The organism is Pseudoclavibacter helvolus, from assembly GCF_049707175.1.
Classification (GTDB): domain Bacteria; phylum Actinomycetota; class Actinomycetes; order Actinomycetales; family Microbacteriaceae; genus Pseudoclavibacter; species Pseudoclavibacter helvolus_A.
In genome coordinates this window covers 111,444-128,891 of sequence record NZ_JBNAFM010000007.1, presented here as the reverse complement: position 1 = coordinate 128,891, position 17,448 = coordinate 111,444, and the positions used below count along the sequence as shown (strand labels likewise).

General features: G+C 69.2%; 13 protein-coding genes. 6 read left to right on the top strand and 7 right to left on the bottom strand.

Annotated features, from left to right (window positions below; translation table 11 throughout):
• Positions 1-131: 131 nt before the first annotated feature.
• A complete protein-coding gene (locus ACPYN9_RS07695) occupies positions 132-2,006 on the bottom strand; it encodes a phosphoenolpyruvate carboxykinase (GTP) (protein ID WP_424465382.1) in 1,875 nt (624 codons plus the stop codon).
• A gap of 231 nt (positions 2,007-2,237) precedes the next feature.
• On the opposite strand from ACPYN9_RS07695, the gene ACPYN9_RS07690 reads away from it, so the two are divergent.
• Positions 2,238-3,689 carry a helix-turn-helix domain-containing protein gene (locus ACPYN9_RS07690; RefSeq protein ID WP_424465380.1) on the top strand — a complete coding sequence of 484 codons (1,452 nt, stop codon included), beginning with the start codon at positions 2,238-2,240 and terminating at the stop codon, positions 3,687-3,689.
• A gap of 16 nt (positions 3,690-3,705) precedes the next feature.
• Here the strand turns inward: ACPYN9_RS07690 and ACPYN9_RS07685 are convergent, their stop codons facing one another.
• Positions 3,706-4,227: a metallophosphoesterase family protein gene (locus tag ACPYN9_RS07685; protein WP_424465485.1), complete on the bottom strand. Its 522-nt coding sequence runs from the start codon at positions 4,225-4,227 to the stop codon at positions 3,706-3,708.
• 108 nt (positions 4,228-4,335) lie between these two features.
• Here ACPYN9_RS07685 and ACPYN9_RS07680 point away from each other — a divergent pair, with 108 nt between their 5' ends.
• From ACPYN9_RS07680 to ACPYN9_RS07670, 3 genes are read left to right on the top strand one after another with little or no spacing between them, the layout of a single operon-like run.
• The gene (locus tag ACPYN9_RS07680; RefSeq protein ID WP_424465378.1) at positions 4,336-5,565 is read left to right on the top strand and encodes a histidine kinase; all 1,230 of its coding nucleotides are present in this window, start codon (positions 4,336-4,338) and stop codon (positions 5,563-5,565) included.
• Positions 5,553-6,281 (top strand): LuxR C-terminal-related transcriptional regulator, encoded by a 729-nt coding sequence (locus ACPYN9_RS07675; protein WP_424465376.1) that lies wholly within the window; start codon positions 5,553-5,555, stop codon positions 6,279-6,281. Before ACPYN9_RS07680 ends, ACPYN9_RS07675 begins: the two co-directional genes overlap by 13 nt.
• Positions 6,278-7,135, top strand: a complete 858-nt coding sequence (locus tag ACPYN9_RS07670; protein ID WP_424465375.1) for a DUF4097 family beta strand repeat-containing protein — start codon at positions 6,278-6,280, stop codon at positions 7,133-7,135. The genes ACPYN9_RS07675 and ACPYN9_RS07670 overlap by 4 nt, the downstream gene beginning before the upstream one ends.
• A 50-nt stretch (positions 7,136-7,185) precedes the next feature.
• Here the strand turns inward: ACPYN9_RS07670 and nikE are convergent, their stop codons facing one another.
• The 4 genes from nikE to ACPYN9_RS07650 are packed head-to-tail and all read right to left on the bottom strand — an operon-like array spanning position 7,186 to position 12,395.
• Complete coding sequence (nikE, locus tag ACPYN9_RS07665; RefSeq protein ID WP_424465373.1) at positions 7,186-8,817, bottom strand: nickel ABC transporter ATP-binding protein NikE; 1,632 nt, start codon at positions 8,815-8,817, stop codon at positions 7,186-7,188.
• On the bottom strand, positions 8,814-9,695 hold the full coding sequence (locus ACPYN9_RS07660; RefSeq protein ID WP_424465371.1) for an ABC transporter permease: 882 nt from the start codon (positions 9,693-9,695) through the stop codon (positions 8,814-8,816). The genes nikE and ACPYN9_RS07660 overlap by 4 nt, the downstream gene beginning before the upstream one ends.
• A complete protein-coding gene (locus tag ACPYN9_RS07655) occupies positions 9,692-10,705 on the bottom strand; it encodes an ABC transporter permease (protein ID WP_424465370.1) in 1,014 nt (337 codons plus the stop codon). Before ACPYN9_RS07655 ends, ACPYN9_RS07660 begins: the two co-directional genes overlap by 4 nt.
• A gap of 40 nt (positions 10,706-10,745) precedes the next feature.
• Complete coding sequence (locus ACPYN9_RS07650) at positions 10,746-12,395, bottom strand: ABC transporter substrate-binding protein (RefSeq protein WP_424465369.1); 1,650 nt, start codon at positions 12,393-12,395, stop codon at positions 10,746-10,748.
• Between the two features lie 49 nt (positions 12,396-12,444).
• On the opposite strand from ACPYN9_RS07650, the gene ACPYN9_RS07645 reads away from it, so the two are divergent.
• Positions 12,445-13,077 carry a helix-turn-helix domain-containing protein gene (locus tag ACPYN9_RS07645; protein WP_424465367.1) on the top strand — a complete coding sequence of 211 codons (633 nt, stop codon included), beginning with the start codon at positions 12,445-12,447 and terminating at the stop codon, positions 13,075-13,077.
• Positions 13,078-13,187: 110 nt separating this feature from the next.
• On the opposite strand, the gene ACPYN9_RS07640 is transcribed toward ACPYN9_RS07645, so the two are convergent.
• Entirely contained in the window at positions 13,188-13,667 is a 480-nt protein-coding gene (locus tag ACPYN9_RS07640; protein WP_424465366.1) for a hypothetical protein, read from the bottom strand.
• Between the two features lie 392 nt (positions 13,668-14,059).
• On the opposite strand from ACPYN9_RS07640, the gene ileS reads away from it, so the two are divergent.
• The gene (gene ileS / locus ACPYN9_RS07635; RefSeq protein WP_424465364.1) at positions 14,060-17,368 is read left to right on the top strand and encodes an isoleucine--tRNA ligase; all 3,309 of its coding nucleotides are present in this window, start codon (positions 14,060-14,062) and stop codon (positions 17,366-17,368) included.
• The last annotated feature ends 80 nt before the right edge of the window (positions 17,369-17,448 follow it).

Sequence of the window (17,448 nt, the reverse complement as noted above, 5' to 3'; positions counted from 1 at the left end):
CGCATCCTCGAGGGGCGCAGCCACGAACTCGGGGGCTCGAACTGCAGAGAGTTGTGCGCCCCTCCGCGCCACGCGCGCGCGGAGGGGCACATCTTGCGGTGAGCGGTCGGAGTCCCGCTCGCCGCCGCTTGTCAGGCCCCGACGGGGGCCTTTGTCTTGGGGGATGCGGCAGCCGCATCCAGTGCGCCGTGTACGGCCTCCAGCTCGGTGTAGAGGGCCGCCGGGACCTTCTCGCCGATGCTGTCGAAGTACTCGCGGGTCACGCCGACTTCGACGAGCCACGATTCCGGGTCGACGGTGAAGATCTCTTCGAGCGCTGCGGGGTCGAAGCCCTCGAGGCCGGAGATGTCGATGTCGCCGGTCACGGGCAGCTGGCCGATCGGGCTCTCAATGGAGTCTGCGCGGTTCTCGAGGCGGTCGATGATCCACTTCACGGCGCGCACGTTCTCGCCGAAGCCGGGCCACAGGAACTTGCCGTCCTGGTCTTTGCGGAACCAGTTGACCTGGAAGATGCGCGGCGCCTGGTCGCCCAGGTCGGCGCCGATGTCGAGCCAGTGTCCCCAGTAGTCGGCCATGTGGTAGCCGGCGAAGGGCTGCATCGCGAACGGGTCTCGGCGCAGGATGCCGACGGGTCCCTCGGCGGCCGCGGTCTGCTCGCTCGCGAGCGTCGCGCCGAGGAGGCAGCCGTGCTTCCAGTCCTTCGACTCGAAGACGAGCGGCACGTTGCTCGCGCGGCGACCGCCGAAGAGGATCGCGTCGACGGGGACGCCGTCCGGCGCTTCCCAGGCGGGGGAGAGCGTCGGGCATTGCGAGGCGCGCACGGTGAAGCGGGCGTTCGGATGCGCGGCTTTCGTCCCCGAGTCCGGGGTCCAGTCGTTGCCCTGCCAGTCGATGAGGTGCGCGGGCGCCTCGTCGGTCATGCCTTCCCACCACACGTCACCGTCGTCGGTGAGGGCGACGTTCGTGAAGATCGTGTTCGTCTTGATGGTCTCCATCGCGACGGGGTTCGTGTCGTACCCGGTGCCGGGCGCGACGCCGAAGAAGCCGAACTCCGGATTGATGGCGTTGAGTCGCCCGTCGGCGGCCTTACGCATCCAGACGATATCGTCGCCCAGCGTTTCGACCTTCCAGCCGTCGAGCTTGGGCTTCATCATCGCGAAGTTCGTTTTGCCCGTCGCCGACGGGAACGCGCCGGTGAGCGTGTAGGTCTTGCCCTCGGGGCTCGTGACCTGGATGAGCAGCATGTGCTCGGCCATCCAGCCCTCGTCGTGGCCCATGGCGGAAGCGATGCGCAGCGCGAAGCACTTCTTGCCGAGGAGCGCGTTCCCGCCGTAGCCCGAGCCGAACGAGATGATCTCGCGCGTCTCCGGGAAGTGGGTGATGTACTTCGACTCGTTGTGCGGCCAGGCGACATCAGGGCGGGTCGTGCCGCCTTCGAACTCAAGCGGGAAGCCAACGCTGTGCAGTGCTTTCACCCAGTCTCGTCCAGGCGTCAGGTGCTCGAGGGCGCCGTCACCGGAGCGGGTCATGAGCGCCATCGATAGCACGACGTAGGGCGAGTCGGTGATCTCGACCCCGTACTGCGTGATGGCACCGCCGAGCGGACCCATCGCGAACGGCACGACGTACATCGGCCGGCCGCGCATGGATCCGTCGAAGAGGCCGCTCAGCTCGGCCTTCATCTCGGCGGGCGCTCGCCAGTTGTTCGTGGGTCCTGCGTCTGCCTCGTTCTCGGAGCAGATGTAGGTGCGGCTCTCGACGCGGGCGACGTCGCCGGCGTCGGAGCGGGCGAGGTAGGAGCCGGGGCGGAGCTCTTCGTTGAGCTTGATGAGCGTGCCAGCTTCGACCATCTCGGCGGTGAGCGCGTCGATCTCGGCCTGCGAGCCGTCGCACCAGATGATGCGGCTGGGCTTTGTGAGCGCTGCGACCTCGCGCACCCATTCGTTGACCTCGGGGTTCGCGGCCCGCTGCGGGATGTCCAGGTGTGCGTGTGCGTGTTCAGTCATTTCGATGCTGCTTTCACGGTTCTGCATGCGAGCTCTCTCCGTCTCGCGTGCGTACATGGCGTCGTAGAACTAGTGTTGCGCCGCCCACGGCGGTCACGGATGGAGATTGGCCGAGAAAAATGGCAAAATTTCACGCATCGGCAATTCAGAAGCCCGGAGGCACCCATGAGCGGACTCGGTCCTTTCCCCGCTGCGCAAAAATCGTCAGCAAGCACAGGGAAAGGTGGCGGAGTGGACTCCCTCCTGCTCGGGCGGCGCATCCGCTACTACCGCAAAGAACGCTCGCTCACTCTCGAGGCGCTCGGCGAGAAGACGGGGCTGCTCGCCAGTCAGCTCTCGCTCATCGAGAACGGCAAGCGCGAGCCGAAGCTCTCAGTGCTGCAGCAGCTCGCCGAGGCGTTCGACGTCGAGCTCAGCGAGATGCTCGCGAACACGCCGCCGGATGACCGATCGCGGCTTGAGATCGAGGTCGAGCGCGCCCAGTCATCGTCGGTGTACCAGGAACTCGGCCTGCCGCGCATCCCCTCCACGAAGTCGCTGTCCGACGAGGTGCTTCGCGCGCTCGCCGGGATGCACAGCGAGATCGTGCGTCGCCAGACCGAGGCCAGCGCCACACCCGAGGAAGCCCGCCGCGCCAACACCGAGCTGCGGCTCGCGATGCGCGCCCACGACAACTACATGCCCGACCTCGACAAGCTCGCCGACGAGCTGCTGAGCCGCGTCGACCACACGCGCGGTGCGCTCATGCACCACTCGGTGGGGAAGATGGCTGATCACCTCGGCTTCCAGCTCATCTACGTCAACGATCTGCCGCGATCGACCCGATCGATCACCGACCTCGAGAACGGACGCATCTACCTGCCGCCCGCATCCATCCCCGGTGGACACGGGCTGCGAGCGATGGCGCTGCAAGCGATGGCGCACCGGGTGCTCGGCCACCGACGTCCCGAGGACTACGCCGACTTCCTCCGCCAGCGCCTCGAAATCAACTACTTCGCCGCATCCTGCCTCATGCCGGAAGCGCGTTCGGTGGCGTTCCTGCGCGACGCGAAGGAGCGACGCGACATGGCGGTCGAGGACTTCCGTGACGCGTTCGGAGTGACGCACGAGGCCGCCGCCCTGCGCATGACGAACCTGCTCACCTCGCACCTCGACATCAAGCTCCACTTCCTGCGCGTCGACGACAAGGGGTCGATCTCGAAGGCGTACGAGAACGACGGCCTGCCCCTGCCTCAGGATGTGACGGGTTCCGTCGAGGGGCAGTTCGTGTGTCGCAAGTTCTCTGCGGTGAGCGCGCTCGCCCGCACAAACCGCACCACGGAGACGTACCAATACACCGACACCCCGGCAGGCACCTTCTGGTGCTCGACGCAGACCGGTCACGCTGACTCAGGCGAGTTCTCCATCTCGATCGGGGTGCCGTTCGATGAGGCGCGCTGGTTCCGTGGGCGGGACACCAAGCAGCGGGCCTCCTCGACCTGTCCCGACGGCGCGTGCTGCCGCACGCCGAGCAGCGACCTCAGCGAGCGTTGGTCGGCGAAGGCGTGGCCGAGCGCGCGCGTGCACGCGCACGTGTTCTCGCCGCTGCCGACCGGCGATTTCCCCGGCGTCGACCAGCGCGAGGTCTTCGAGTTCCTCGAGCGGCACGACATCGACGCCGACCGGGCGACCGCGGACGCCTGAGCCCCGCGCGCCCGCGTCAGCGGGGAAGCGGTGCTCCGGTGCGTGCCTCCCGCAGCTCGAGGCGCGTGAGCTGACCGGCGTCGACCTGCGCGGTCAGGAAGGTGCAGTGGGGTTGGCGGCGGCGGTCCGTGGGGGAGCCGGGGTTCAGCAGGCGCATCCCGTTGTGCGTTGTCGTGTCCCACGGGATGTGGCTGTGGCCGAAGACCAACACGTCGGTGTCCGGAAAGCGTTGGTCCATGCGGCGCTCGCGGGCCGCCTTCTGGCCCGTCTCGTGCGTCATCGCGAAGCGCACGCCACCCAGCTCGACGCGTGCCACCTCCGGCAGTCGCTCGCGCAGCTCCCGGCCGTCGTTGTTGCCCCAGACCCCGACAAGGCGGCGCGTCCGCGCCTCGAGCGCGTCGAGCGTCGCGAGATCGACCCAGTCACCGGCGTGGAAGACCACGTCGGCGTCGTCGATCGCTGACCACAGGGAGTCGGGGAGGGCCTTCGCGCGCTTCGGCAGGTGGGTGTCGGCGACGAGCACGAGGTCGATGGGTATCCGTCCATGGTGGCAGGCGCCGGGCGGCTCGGCCTGGGGGAAAACCCCCGCAGAGGTGTCCGGGATGCTCCGTGTCGCGCCGAGGCACGCGACCATAGCGTTGTGGACATGAAGAACAACGTCAAGCAGCTGAGCCTCACCTCGCTGCACCTCGCCGCCGGCGGCGTCATCGCGCCGCTTCTGCTCTCCCTCCTGGTCGGCCTTCTCGGTCTCGGTGTTGGGCTCCTCTTTGTGCTGGGCGTCGGCGTCTTCTTCCTCGCCGGTCTTGCGTTCGCCTTCCGAGGCGTCTCCGCCTTCGAGCGCCGCCGGGTCGCCGGACTCTACGACCGGTCACTCGACGATCCTGGGATGCGCCGCTCGCGTCGCCGCGACGGCTGGCGGTTCGTCCTCACGCCGCTGGTGCAGTTCGCCGACGGGGCCAACTGGAAGGCCATGCTGCACCTCGTCATCGTCGCGGTGCTCGGCACCCTGACTCTGGGCGCCCTCCAGCTCGGCGTTACCGGCGCCTTCGCGCTCTTCTCGCCGCTGCAGAACCGGGAGACGCTGAACGTGTGGGGTATGGACTTCGCCGTCACGCCCTTCATCGGGCTCCTCGTCGGTCTCGGGATGCTGCTGGTCGCCGTGGCTCTCGTCGTCGCGTTCGCCTACGTTCAGCGTGCCGCATCCATCAGCCTGCTCTCTCGCGACCGCGAGCAGCAGCTCGAGGAGGAGGTGCGGGATGCAGGTCGCCGCCGTACGGTCGCCGTGCGCGGAGCCGCGACGGAACGGGACCGTATCGAGCGTGACCTGCACGACAGCGTGCAGCCGCGACTCGTGTCGATCGGCATGACGCTCGGCATGGCCAAGCAGAAGCTCGACGCAGATCCGGCCAGGGCGGCCGAGCTCATCGACGAGGCGCACGCCTCCACGAAGGAGGCCGTGACCGAGCTCCGTCAGCTGGCCAGAGGGTTCCAGCCCGCCGTGCTCACGGACCGTGGCCTTGACGCGGCCTTGTCCGGCCTCGCCGGCCGCTCCCACATCCCGGTTGTCCTCGATGCGCAGTTGCCTGGCCGCTGCTCGCAGGATGCTGAAGCAGCCGTGTACTTCGCGGTCGCCGAGTCGCTCGGCAACGCGGCGAAGCATTCCGGCGCCTCGGAGATCTCGGTGCAGGTGCGCATGCGCGGCTCAATGCTGTGGGCGCGCATCCAGGACGATGGCCGGGGCGGCGCGAGGCTCGTTCCCGGCGGTGGGCTCGATGGGGTCACCGACCGCGTCGAGGCGGCGGGCGGCGCCATCGCCATCTCCAGCCCTCCCGAGGGCCCGACGACGATCGAGGTGAGCGTGCCATGCGCATCCTGATCTGCGAAGATTCCGCGCTGCTGCGGGAGGGCATCGCCCGCCTGCTCGAGGACGCCGGGCACACCATGGTCGGCATCCTCGCCGACGACGGCCGTCTTGACCGGCTCGTCGCCGAGACCGATCCGGAGCTCGTGATCCTTGACGTCCGGCTCCCGCCGGGGTTCACCGACGAGGGCATCCGGGCAGCCCTCCGGCTGCGTGCCACCGACCCGGGCCTCGCAGTGCTCGTGCTGTCGCAGTACGTGGAAGAGCGATACGCCTCGGAGCTCATCTCGAGCTCGCGTGGCGGGCTCGGCTACCTCCTCAAGGATCGGGTGGCCGACGTCGACCAGTTCCTTGCTGGCGTCGAGAGCGTCGCTGCCGGAGGCACGGTGCTCGACCCCGAGGTCGTCGCGCAGCTCCTCGCGCGCAAGACACGGGATGCGCGCTTCGAGCGGCTCACGCCGCGCGAGGCGGAGGTGCTCGGCCTCATGGCGGAGGGCCGCTCGAACCACGCGATTGCCGAGACGCTGCACGTCAGCGCGGGGAGCGTCGAGAAGCACATCTCGGCGGTCTTCCAAAAACTCGAGCTCGACCAGGGTGACGGCGGCAACCGCAGGGTCCTCGCCGTGCTCGCACACCTCGACGGGCAGGGCCACGCGACCCGCCCGACCCCCCAGACACCCCTCGATGGACAGGGCCGAGCGGCCCGATTCACGAACGGAGAACTCCGATGACCACACCGACCACCGACCCGAGCACACCCCTCACCACCCCGGCCGGGGGCGCATCCACTGAGGGCGGCACGCCCAGGCGCTTCGCCTGGATCACGATCACCGTCGCCATCGTCGGCGGCCTGGTGGTGGCCGGCACCGTCACCAGCGCCTTCTTCGGCAACCTCCGCGAGGTCATGAGCGACCGCGCGACCATCACGCAGTCGGTCGCGGGCGTCTCGTCGCTGCGCGTCGATGTCGATTCAGTCGGCATCGAGATCGAGTTCGGGGACGTCACCGAGGCCGAGCTGCGGGTTGAGACCAAGGGATTCCGACAAGCGGGCGACTGGCAGCTCACAACGGAGGGCGGCGAGCTCTCGGTCGAGCGCCTGAGCGGTGGCCGAGGCGGCGGGCCGTTTGGCGACGAAGAGCTGTCGCTGACGCTGCCGAAGACACTCGAGGGTGACGAGCTGGATGCGCAGATCACCGTCAGCTCGGGCGCTGCGAGCATCGAGGGCGACTTCGGCGACCTCGTCATCGAGACGAACTCGGGGGCGAGCAACTTCGACGGGTCTGCCGCGAACCTCTCCGTCGCAACCGGTTCAGGTGCGACCAACATCGATGCCGACGTGGCCGGAGATGTCGTCCTCTCGGCGAACTCCGGCGCCATCAACGCGGTCTTCGGCGGCGCGCAGCCGACGAGCACCGACATCTCGCTCGAGTCGGGCTTCGGCAGCGTCTCGCTCCCTGACGGCGACTACTTGGTCGAGTCGAACCTGCAGGAGTCTGGGATGGCGAACGTGAACGTCCGCCAGTCGGAGTCGTCAAAGAGCACGCTTTCGGTCTCCGTCGGCTCGGGCTTCCTCACCGTGGAGTAGGGCGCTGCGAAGCGCTCACGGGTCGCGAATCGTACCGCCACCCGGCCAGTTCAGCGCACCTCGAGGCTCCGGTGGGCCTCGAGGAGCGCTCGGCTGGCCGGGTGCTTCGGTGCGCTGAACAGGCCGGTGACCGAGGCGGTCTCCACGAGCTCGCCTCGACTCATGACGGCCACCCGGTCGGAGACTTGGGCAACGACCGCGAGGTCGTGGGTGACGAAGAGGCAGGCGACCCCGAGCTCGTCGACGAGCTGCTGGATGAGCGCGAGCACCTGCGATTGCACCGTGACGTCGAGCGACGAGACGGGCTCATCGCAGAGGAGCACGTCGGGTCGCGGCGCCAGGGCGCGGGCGATGGCGACGCGCTGCCGCTGCCCGCCGCTGAGATGGAGCGGGCGCAGGTCCGCGACCGATGGGTCGAGGCCGACCTGGATGAGTGCCGCGTCGATGGCGGCACGGTTCGCGCGAACCGAGCTTGATTGGCCGCCGGTGAGCGCGTCGGAGAGGAGCTGGCCCGTGGTGCGTCGGGGGTCGAAGCTCGAGAGTGCGTCCTGGGGGATGTACCCGAGCTTGCGTCGTCGGGGTCGCCGAGTGCGCTCGGCGGCTGGACTCCACGGTTCGCCGAGGAACTCCACCGACCCAGTCTCCGGGCGCTCGAGGCCGAGCGCGAGTCGCACGAGCGTCGATTTTCCCGATCCGGAGCTTCCCACGATCCCGATCGTCTCCCCGCGAGCGAGGGTGAACGAGACCTCGCGCACGGCCTGCACCGGGGCTGTGCCCACGCTGCGGAAGGTCTTGGAGACGCCGCGTACCTCGAGAAGCAGGGGAGGAGCATCCGTCGTCGATGTCTCGTTGCCCGCGTCAGGTGCGGCTTTGGGCTGCGCCGCCAGCAGCTGTCTGGTGATCTCGTGGTCCGGGGCTCGGAAGAGCTGCGCGGTCGGCGCGACCTCGACGATTCGCCCCTCGCTCAGAACCGCCACTCGATCGGCGAGCCGCTGCACGACGCCGAGATCGTGGGTGATGAACAGCACCGTCGTTCCGGCGGCCTTGAGCGAGGCAAAGAGGTCGATGAGTTGCGCCTGCACGGCCTGATCGACCGAGCTGGTGGGCTCATCGGCAATGAGCAGTTCGGGGTCTCCAGCGAGCGCCGCAGCGATGAGCACCCGCTGCCGCTGACCGCCGGAGAGCTGCCCGCTGCGCCGCCGAGCGATCGCCTCCGGCGCTTCAATGCCGACGCGCTCCAAGAGCTCGAGCACACGGGCGTGTCGGGCGGGGCGGTCCAGGTCGGTGTGCAGCCGGAGCGCGTCCTCGATCTCGCGCCCCACAGGCCGCAGCGGGTCGAGCGCAACAAGCGCGTCTTGGTGCACCAGCCCGATACGGCCGCCGCGCACCGCGCTCCAGGCGCCGTCTGCGCTCGACCGCGGCAGCTCGGCGCCGTCGAGGCGCAGCACGCGGGCGTCGACGTGCGCGCCGTCTCCGCTCAGCCCGAGGAACGCGCGAGCCGTGACCGACTTCCCGGAGCCGGACTCGCCGACCAGTGCCAAGCACTCGCCGCGCCGCAGCTCGAACGAGACCCCGCGCACTGCCTCGAAGTCACCGAAGGAGACACGGAGGTCGTGGGCCTCGACGACCGGCCGGATACCCAGCTCGTTGGCGTGCTGCGACGCCGTATCGCGCCCGCTCACGACGCCTGCCTCGTGCGCTGCTGCATGATGCGGCCGAGCATCGTCGCGGTCACGGCGGCGCCCACGATGGCCGTGCCGGGGAAGATCGTGAGCCACCAGCTGCCGGTCGGCAGGTAGAGGCGCCCGGCGGAGAGCATCGACCCCCACTCCGGGCTGGGCGGCGGCTCGCCGAGGCCGAGGTAGCTCAGCGCGGCAGCCCAGACGATCGCCTGCCCGAGTCCCAGCGTGGCGAGCGAGAACAATGGCCACGCGACGTTGGGTGCAAGGGTGCGCACGAACGTGTGCCAGCGTGATCGGCCGAGCACGAGGTCGGCCTCGACGTAGGCGCTGGCGCGCACACGCAGCACCTGCGATCGGATGAGCCGCGCGTACCCGGGAGCGGTCGAGAGGCCGACGGCGATGGTGGTGGTGACGACGCCGGGGCCCGCGAGTACGATGAGCAGGAGAGCCAGCAGAATGCCGGGGAACGCGAAGAAGACCTCGACGACGCGGGTGGTGCCGAAGTCGAGCCACCTCGGGCCGAGTCCAGCGGCGAGGCCGAAGACGGCGCCGAGCGCGAGCCCGATCGCGGTCGCGACCGCCCCGATGGTGAGCGACGACGCGGCGCCGTGCACCACCCTCGTGTAGACGCCGCGACCGGACTCGTCGGTGCCGAACGGATGCGCGGCGCTGGGCGGCGAGAACGCTTCGGCGGGGCTGACGGCCAGCGGATTGCCCGGCGCGAGGAGCTGGGGGAGCAGCGCCGCGAGCACGTAGAGCGCCGCGACTCCGAGCCACACGACGAGCCACAGGCGACGACCACCGGTCCGTCGACGGCCACCGCGCCCGCTCGGCGCGACGGCGCGCGCATCCCTGACCGCGGCCGCCTCCAGGCTCATGCTCCGGCTCCGGCGCTGATCCCCACGCGGTCACCGGACCCGGCGCGGTCCCGAGCTCGAGGGTCGATGAGCGGCTCAACCAGGTCGGTGAGCACGGTGACGAGCATGTAGGCCGCGGCCACGACGATGAGCACGCCGATGACGTAGGGCACGTCGCGGCTGCCGACGGCGTCGAGCAACGAGCGGCCAAGACCTGGCCGGGCGAAGATGGTCTCGACGACGACCGCGCCGGAGACGAGCGAGCCGAGCGCCCAGCCGCTGAGGCCGACGGCCGGGATGGCGGCGTGGCGGAGCACGTGCCTCCAGAAGATGCCGGACCGGCCCTCGCCCCGGGCGCGAGCGGCCAGCACGAACGGCGATTCCAGCGCGTCAAGCATCTGCTCGCGCATGACCTGGCCGAGGTAGCCGGCGAGGGGCAGCGCGAGAGTCACGCTCGGGAGGATGAGCCCGGAGAGTCCGGGGCCGGAGACAGCAACGGGCAGGCCGAGCGTGCCGGCAAAGATGAGCACGAGCACGGCGGCGAGCCAGAAGTGCGGCACCGCGGCCGCGATGACCTCGAGGGTCGAGGCGATGGCCCACGCGACGCGGCCTCCTCCCGTCGACCACCAGGCGACGACCAGGGCGATGAGCCACGCGAGGGCCAGCGAGAGGCCTGCGAGCGCGAGCGTGCCGGGCAGTTGCTCGCCGATGAGACTGGCCACGCTCTCCCGCTGCGCGTAGCTGACCCCGAGGTCGCCGGTGGCGGTGCGCCAGAGCTGCGACACGTACTGCGTGAACAGGGGCTGGTCGAGGCCGTTGTCCGCCCGGGCCTGCGCGACCGCCTCTGCGCTCGCGTTCGAGCCGGGACCGCCGAGGATGGCGAGCACCGGATCGCCTGGCACGGCGCGCACCGCGAAGAACGTCACGGTGATGACCGCCCACAGCACGAAGACGACCCCGCCGAGGCGGAGGAGGATGCGCGGAACCAGCGGCACCAGGCGTGCCGCGCGACCCCGCGCATCCGTCGTCACTCGTCGATTGTCTCGCGTGCGGCGCTCTCCGGTGTCCGCGCTACTCGATGGTGACGTTCACGAGCGACGGCACGTTGACGTTCGGCTGCAACCGGAAGCCGTGCACGTTGTCGCCGTACGCGAACTGCACGGTCTGGTCGTAGAGCGGGATCACGGTGCCGCTGTCGATGATGAGCTGCTGCGCCGCCCCGTACAGCCGCTCGCGCTCGGCGTTGTCCGTGGTCTTCACCGCGGCATCGAGTGCCTCGTCGAGCGCAGGCAGCGACAAGCCCGTGTTGTTCGCGTGGTAACCGCTTGGGGCAGGCATGATGCTGTCGGTCGAGTAGACGATGCGCAGCACGTCGGCCGAGTTCTTCGAGTACGGCGCGACGATGGCGTCGAACTCCCACGTGCCGCTGCGCTCGTACCAGGTGGAGAGGTCGAGCAGTTCGAGCTGCACGTCGAAGCCGACCTCGGCGCTGGTCGCCTTGATCTGCTCGAGCACCGAGATCTCGGCGGGGATCGACTGGTTGGTCGAGACCGGGAAGGCGACTTCGAGTCGCTCGCCGCCCTTGGTGCGGACGCCGTCGGCATCGCGCTGCGTCCAGCCAGCCTCGTCCAGGAGCTGGGATGCGCGTGCGGCGTCGAACTCGAATGCGTCGGGGTGCGAGGTCGCGAAGGGCGTGGCGCTCGAGAGCACCGATGTCGAACGCTCGAGGGTGCCGAAGTAGAGGGACTCGACGGCGGCGTCGATGTCGGCCGATGCGGCGAAGGCTTCCCGCACCTTGGGGTCGTCGAACGGGGCGCGGGTCGTGTTGAGCTCGATGCGGGCGGTCACCCCCGGGCGGGCGCCGATGAGCGTCTCCTCGGTGCCGTTCGACTGGAACTGGGCCAGCGCATCCGGTTGCACGGAATCGATGATGTCGACCTGCCCCGACTGCAGTGCCGCGAGGCGAGTCGCCGCGTCGGGGATGAACTTCCACTCGATCGTGTCGACGCTCGCGCCGGGCTGTCCTTTGGTGGTGACGCCGTCTTCCGGCGCGGTGGTGTGGTTCTCGTTGCGGGTCAGCACGACCTGCGACTGCTTGTCCCACGACTCGACCTGGAACGCGCCGGTGCCGATGGGGGCGAGGCAGTTCTCGTCGGTGCCTCGTTCGAGCCCGGCGGGTGACTGGATGGCCAGCCAGGTCTGCGCCAGTGACTCGAGGAGGGCACTGTCGGGCTCGCTGAGGTCGAAGCGCACGGTGTGCTCGTCGACGGCGACCGCCTCTGTGACCTTGCCGAGGGCGAGGATGGCGGTCGACGACGCGGTGTCGGGGTTCTTGACGTGCTCGACGTTGGCGACGACCGCGTCGGCGTCGAACGGCGTGCCGTCGGTGAACGTCACGTCCTGCTTGAGGGAGACGGTCCAGCTCAGCTGGTCGTCGGACGCCTCCGCGCCGGTCGCGAGCCACGGCACGATCTCGCCGGAGTCGTCTTTCGAGAATAGGGACTCGAGGAACTGGTTGGCCAGGATCGCCTGCGGCCAGTTGCCGCCGACGTGCGGGTCGAGGCAGGTCGGTTCGGCGTCTCCGGACGCGTACCTGAGGGTTTGCGGCTCGTCTGACGAGGTGGCCTCGCTCGAACACGCGGCAAGTGGCACGATGAGGGCTGCGGAGAGGGCGAGGAGCGCGACGGGCTTCGCCGAGCGGAGTGAGGCAGGAAGTGGCACCCGCAGAGTGTATCCGCATTTATGGACGCCATGCAGAAATGAGTCGAAGATGACAGGTCACGAGGAACGAGGTGCGCGCCGGGGACGGCCGTCGGCTTCGAGTCGGGAGACCCTGGAGGAGGCGGCGCTCGAGCTGTTCCTTGAGCGTGGATACGAGCAGACAAGCGCCAGCGACATCGCCCGTCGCGCCGGCGTCGCCCGCAGCTCCTTCTTCAACTACTTCACGGCCAAGGCTGATGTGCTCTGGGTCGGCCTCGACCCGCTGCTCGCGGGCATCCCCTCGACGTTGGATGCTGCCGCCGAAGCGCTCGCGCAGCAGGGTCGGGTCGAGCCGGGTGGGGGACTCGCGGCGCTGCGCCGCGTGCTGCTCGAGATCGCCGGGACGGTCCGCCCCGAGCACATCCCTTGGGCGGCCTCGCTTCGGGAAATGACCGGCACCGGCGACGACCTCGCGGCCACCGGAACGAAGCGCACGCTGGTGCAGCAGGCCGCGCTAGCCCGCTATCTTGCGCGCACGGAGCCGGGATTGGATGCGCTGCAGCGGGGTGTGTGCGCTGGAGCGATCGTGGCGGCCGTCGTGGTCGCGGGCAGCGCCTGGATCGAAGCCGGCCCTACCCGCGGAAGTTTGGCGGAGTTGGTCGACGAGGCGGCCTCGCCGATCCTGGGTGCGTACGCGCGCTGACCACCTTCGATGGCGCGCGAGCTCCACAGGCACACGGAACATGCTGCTTCGTTGCGCAACGAAGGTGCATTCCCCGTGTGCCTGTCTGCGGGAGTTCGGGTGCGAGAGCTTTAGCTCGTCTGCAGCTCGCAGTACGCGGTGAGCGACGACAGCGCCGTCTCGACCTCGCCGAGCTGCGTGAGGATGCTCGCGGCGTCCGCGAACCCGCCGCCACCGTTCGCGAGCTCGGCGGCCGTGGTCTGAAGCTCGGTCACCTCGGTCACGAGGGCATCGACGTGGGTCTTCAGGTCCGGGTCGGAGATGCTCTCCTGCAGCGTCGTGAGGCTCGTGCCGATGGTCGTGAGCGTCGTGACCGCGCCTGGAATGTCGCCGGGGACCTGGCTCGCGATGCTCTCGATGTCGGACCGGATCGAATCGAGCTCAGCCTGCACATCCGCGCACGTGCCCTCAGCCGCGGTGCTTTCCGCGGAGGCCACCGCCGTGGGCGACGGCGTGGCGGCCTGCCCGCCACCGAGCGCCGAGCATCCTGTGAGCGCGAGCACCGCGAAGGCGGTGACGGCGGCGAGCTTGGGAAGGCGAGTGGTGGGCATGCGGTGTTCCGTTCGTTCTGTGGTGCTCGCCGTGGAGCGAGCATCGGCGAAGCGAGAGTACACAGCCATTCCATGAACGGGGCTGGCCCGCGCCCGGTGTCTGGGTGTTTCGCGCGCGACGGCCGGGCGCGTACCATGGTCTGAGCATGACTGTGATCCGCCCATCAGCGGGGAGTCCCCGGAAGAACGGCGAACGAACCTCTCGAGGTTCGAGCGCCAAGTAGAACCGGGCGGGTGAGCCCGTGACAGCTCGAAACGAGTGGCGTGTGCCAACGGAAGCCCTTCCTCCACCGGAAGGCATCCGGGGGAGCGCGCAATCGGGGTGGTACCGCGCCGCACGGCGTCCCTGAAGCAGACCAAGCACATCCACGTACTGCCAGGAGTTCCACCGCATGAGCTACCCGAAGGCTTCGTTCGGACCAGCCGCCGCCCCCGACGCCTCGACGAAGGACATCGTCGCCGCGTCCCCGTCGTTCCCTCGCCTCGAGGAGAAGGTCCTCGACTTCTGGCGAGAGGACGGCACCTTCCAGGCCTCCATCGACCAGCGCGAGGGCGCCGAGGAGTGGGTGTTCTACGACGGCCCTCCCTTCGCGAACGGCCTGCCGCACTACGGCCACCTCCTGACCGGCTACGCCAAAGACGTCTTCCCGCGCTACTTCACGATGCGCGGCCGGCAGGTGCACCGCCGCTTCGGCTGGGACACGCACGGCCTGCCCGCCGAGCTCGAGGCCATGCGCCAGCTCGGCATCCAGTCGAAGGCCGAGATCGAGGCCATGGGCATCGATACCTTCAACGATGCGGCCCGCGAGTCGGTGCTCAAGTACACCCGCGAATGGCAGGAGTACGTCACCCGCCAGGCGCGCTGGGTCGACTTCGAGAACGACTACAAGACGCTCGACATCTCGTACATGGAGTCGGTGCTGTGGGCGTTCAAGAAGCTCTACGACGACGGCCTCGCCTACGAGGGCTTCCGCGTGCTCCCTTACTGCTGGAACGACGAGACGCCGCTCTCGAACCACGAGCTGCGCATGGACGACGACGTCTACCAGATGCGTCAGGACCAGACCGTCACGGTCACCTTCCCGCTCGAGGGTGAGGCGGCGGATGCGCTCGGCCTCGCCGGCGTGCAGGCGCTCGCCTGGACGACAACCCCGTGGACGCTCCCGACGAACCTCGCGCTCGCGGTCGGCCCCGAGATCGACTACGCCGTGGTGCCAGCTGGCCCGCTTGGCGCGGCCGATGGCACGGCCGAGGGCGAGGGCTCGTTCCTGCTCGCCAGCGCGCGGGTCGCCGCACACGCCAAGGAGCTCGGCTACGAGACCGCCGAGGACGCGACGGCGGCAACCGCACGCACCCTCAAAGGTGCCGAGCTCGCGGGCGTGCGCTACCAGCGCCTCTGGGACTTCTACGCCGACGTCGAGGCGTACGGCACGCAGAACGCGTGGCAGTTCCTGCTCGGCGACTACGTCACCACGAGCGACGGAACCGGGATCGTCCACCAGGCACCCGCCTACGGTGAAGACGACAAGGTACTCAGCGACGCGGCGGGCATCCCGACCATCCTCTCGGTCGACGAGGGCGGCAAGTTCCTCGCGGCCGTCGAGCCGGTCGCGGGCCTGCAGGTGTTCGATGCCAACAAGCCGCTCACCCAGCTGCTCAAGGCCGAAGGCCGCCTCCTCAAGCAGGCCAGCTACGAGCACTCGTACCCGCACTGCTGGCGCTGCCGCAAGCCCCTCATCTACAAGGCCGTCTCGAGCTGGTTCGTGCGCGTCACGCAGTTCCGCGACGAGCTGGTCGAGCTCAACCAGCACATCGACTGGGTGCCGGACAACGTGAAGGACGGCCAGTTCGGCAAATGGCTCGAGGGTGCACGCGACTGGTCCATCAGCCGCAACCGCTATTGGGGCAGCCCCATCCCGGTGTGGAAGAGCGACGACCCGAACTATCCGCGAGTGGATGTGTACGGCTCGCTCGACGAGATCGAGCGCGACTTCGGCGTGCGCCCGACCGACCTGCACCGCCCGTTCATCGACGAGCTGACGCGGCCGAACCCCGACGACCCGACGGGCGCATCCATCATGCGTCGCATCCCGGACGTGCTCGACGTGTGGTTCGACTCCGGTTCCATGCCGTACGCGCAGGTGCACTACCCGTTCGAGAACCGCGAGTGGTTCGACTCGCACTCGCCGGCAGACTTCATTGTCGAGTACATCGGCCAGACGCGCGGCTGGTTCTACGTCATGCACGTGCTCTCGACGGCGCTCTTCCACCGCCCCGCGTTCAAGCGCGTGGTCAGCCACGGCATCGTGCTTGGCAACGACGGACGCAAGATGTCGAAGAGCCTGCGCAACTACCCGGACGTGCAGGAGGTGTTCGACCGCGACGGCTCCGACGCCATGCGCTGGTTCCTCATGGCGAGCCCCGTGCTGCGCGGCGGCAACCTCATCGTGACCGAGGAGACGATCCGCGAGGGCGTGCGCCAGTTCCTCTTGCCGCTCTGGTCCACCTACTACTTCTTCACCACCTACGCCAACACGGCTATCAGCTCACCTGAGGGCGCTGCGGAGTCAGGGGCCTACGAGGCGACGTTCCGCACCGACTCGAGCGACGTGCTCGACCAGTACATCCTGGCGAAGCTCGGCGTGCTGGTCTCTGAGGTGGGGGCGGACCTCGAAGCGCTCGATTCGACCACCGCCGCCTCGCGCTTGCGCGACTTCGGCGACGTGCTCACCAACTGGTACGTGCGGCGCTCGCGCGACCGCTTCTGGCGCGGCGTCACTGACGATGCGACGAGCACCGAGGCCTTCGACACGCTCTACACGGTGCTCGAGACGCTCACCCGCGTCGCCGCTCCGCTCGTGCCGCTCGTCTCGGAGACGGTGTGGCGCGGGCTGACGGGCGGCCGGAGCGTGCACCTCACCGAGTGGCCGGACGCGTCGGCGTTCCCGAGCGACCAGTCGCTCGTCGACTCGATGGATGCGGTGCGCCGCGTCACGAGCGCCGCGCTGTCGCTGCGCAAGCAGGCCGGTCGCCGCGTGCGACTGCCGCTGGCGAGCCTCACGGTCGTCGCGCCGAACACCGCCGCGCTCGAGCCCTTTGCAGGCATCCTGCGCGACGAGCTGAACGTGAAGTCCGTCGAATTCGAGCAGCTCGTCGACGAGTCCGAGGCCAAGTACGGCATCGACCGTGTCCTCCAGGTCAACGCGCGCGCCGCTGGCCCGCGCCTCGGCAAGCAGGTGCAGGTGGCGATCAAGGCGTCGAAGTCCGGCGACTGGAGCGAGGTCGACGGCGTCGTGACGGCGGGCGGCCTGCAGCTTGAACCCGGTGAGTACGAGGTCAAGCTGGTGACGGCCGGAGAGCGCGACGACCGCGCCATCACCCTGTTGCCGAGCGGCGGGATTCTCGTGCTCGACACGACCGTGAGCCCCGAGCTCGCCGCCGAGGGGCTCGCCCGCGACGTGGTCCGTGCCGCGCAGGATGCACGCAAGGAGGCGGGGCTCGAGGTCTCCGACCGCATCCGTCTCACCCTGCGTGCCGACGACGCGTCGGTCGCGGCGATCGAGACGCACCGGGAGCTGATTTCGGGTGAGACGCTCGCCGTCGAGTTCCAGGTGACCGGTGGCCTGACGGTGCCCGCGGACGCCGAGACGAGCACCGACACGTATGGTGCACTGGAGATCGACGTGGAGGTGATGGCGTGAGCGAACGCGAGCAGGACGGTGCCGACGACTGGAACGACCCGGTCGAAGGTGCGGGAGCAGCTGAGGGCGAGTCAAGCGAC

What these genes read in the sequence shown, in the direction of transcription:
- ACPYN9_RS07675 (WP_424465376.1), top strand. Translation starts at nt 5,553, where the DNA reads ATGCGCATCCTGATCTGCGAAGATTCCGCGCTGCTGCGGGAGGGCATC.
- ACPYN9_RS07670 (WP_424465375.1), top strand. Translation starts at nt 6,278, where the DNA reads ATGACCACACCGACCACCGACCCGAGCACACCCCTCACCACCCCGGCC.
- ACPYN9_RS07680 (WP_424465378.1), top strand. Translation starts at nt 4,336, where the DNA reads ATGAAGAACAACGTCAAGCAGCTGAGCCTCACCTCGCTGCACCTCGCC.
- ileS (WP_424465364.1), top strand. Translation starts at nt 14,060, where the DNA reads ATGAGCTACCCGAAGGCTTCGTTCGGACCAGCCGCCGCCCCCGACGCC.
- ACPYN9_RS07695 (WP_424465382.1), bottom strand. Translation starts at nt 2,006, where the DNA reads ATGACTGAACACGCACACGCACACCTGGACATCCCGCAGCGGGCCGCG.
- ACPYN9_RS07645 (WP_424465367.1), top strand. Translation starts at nt 12,445, where the DNA reads ATGACAGGTCACGAGGAACGAGGTGCGCGCCGGGGACGGCCGTCGGCT.
- ACPYN9_RS07660 (WP_424465371.1), bottom strand. Translation starts at nt 9,695, where the DNA reads ATGAGCCTGGAGGCGGCCGCGGTCAGGGATGCGCGCGCCGTCGCGCCG.
- ACPYN9_RS07640 (WP_424465366.1), bottom strand. Translation starts at nt 13,667, where the DNA reads ATGCCCACCACTCGCCTTCCCAAGCTCGCCGCCGTCACCGCCTTCGCG.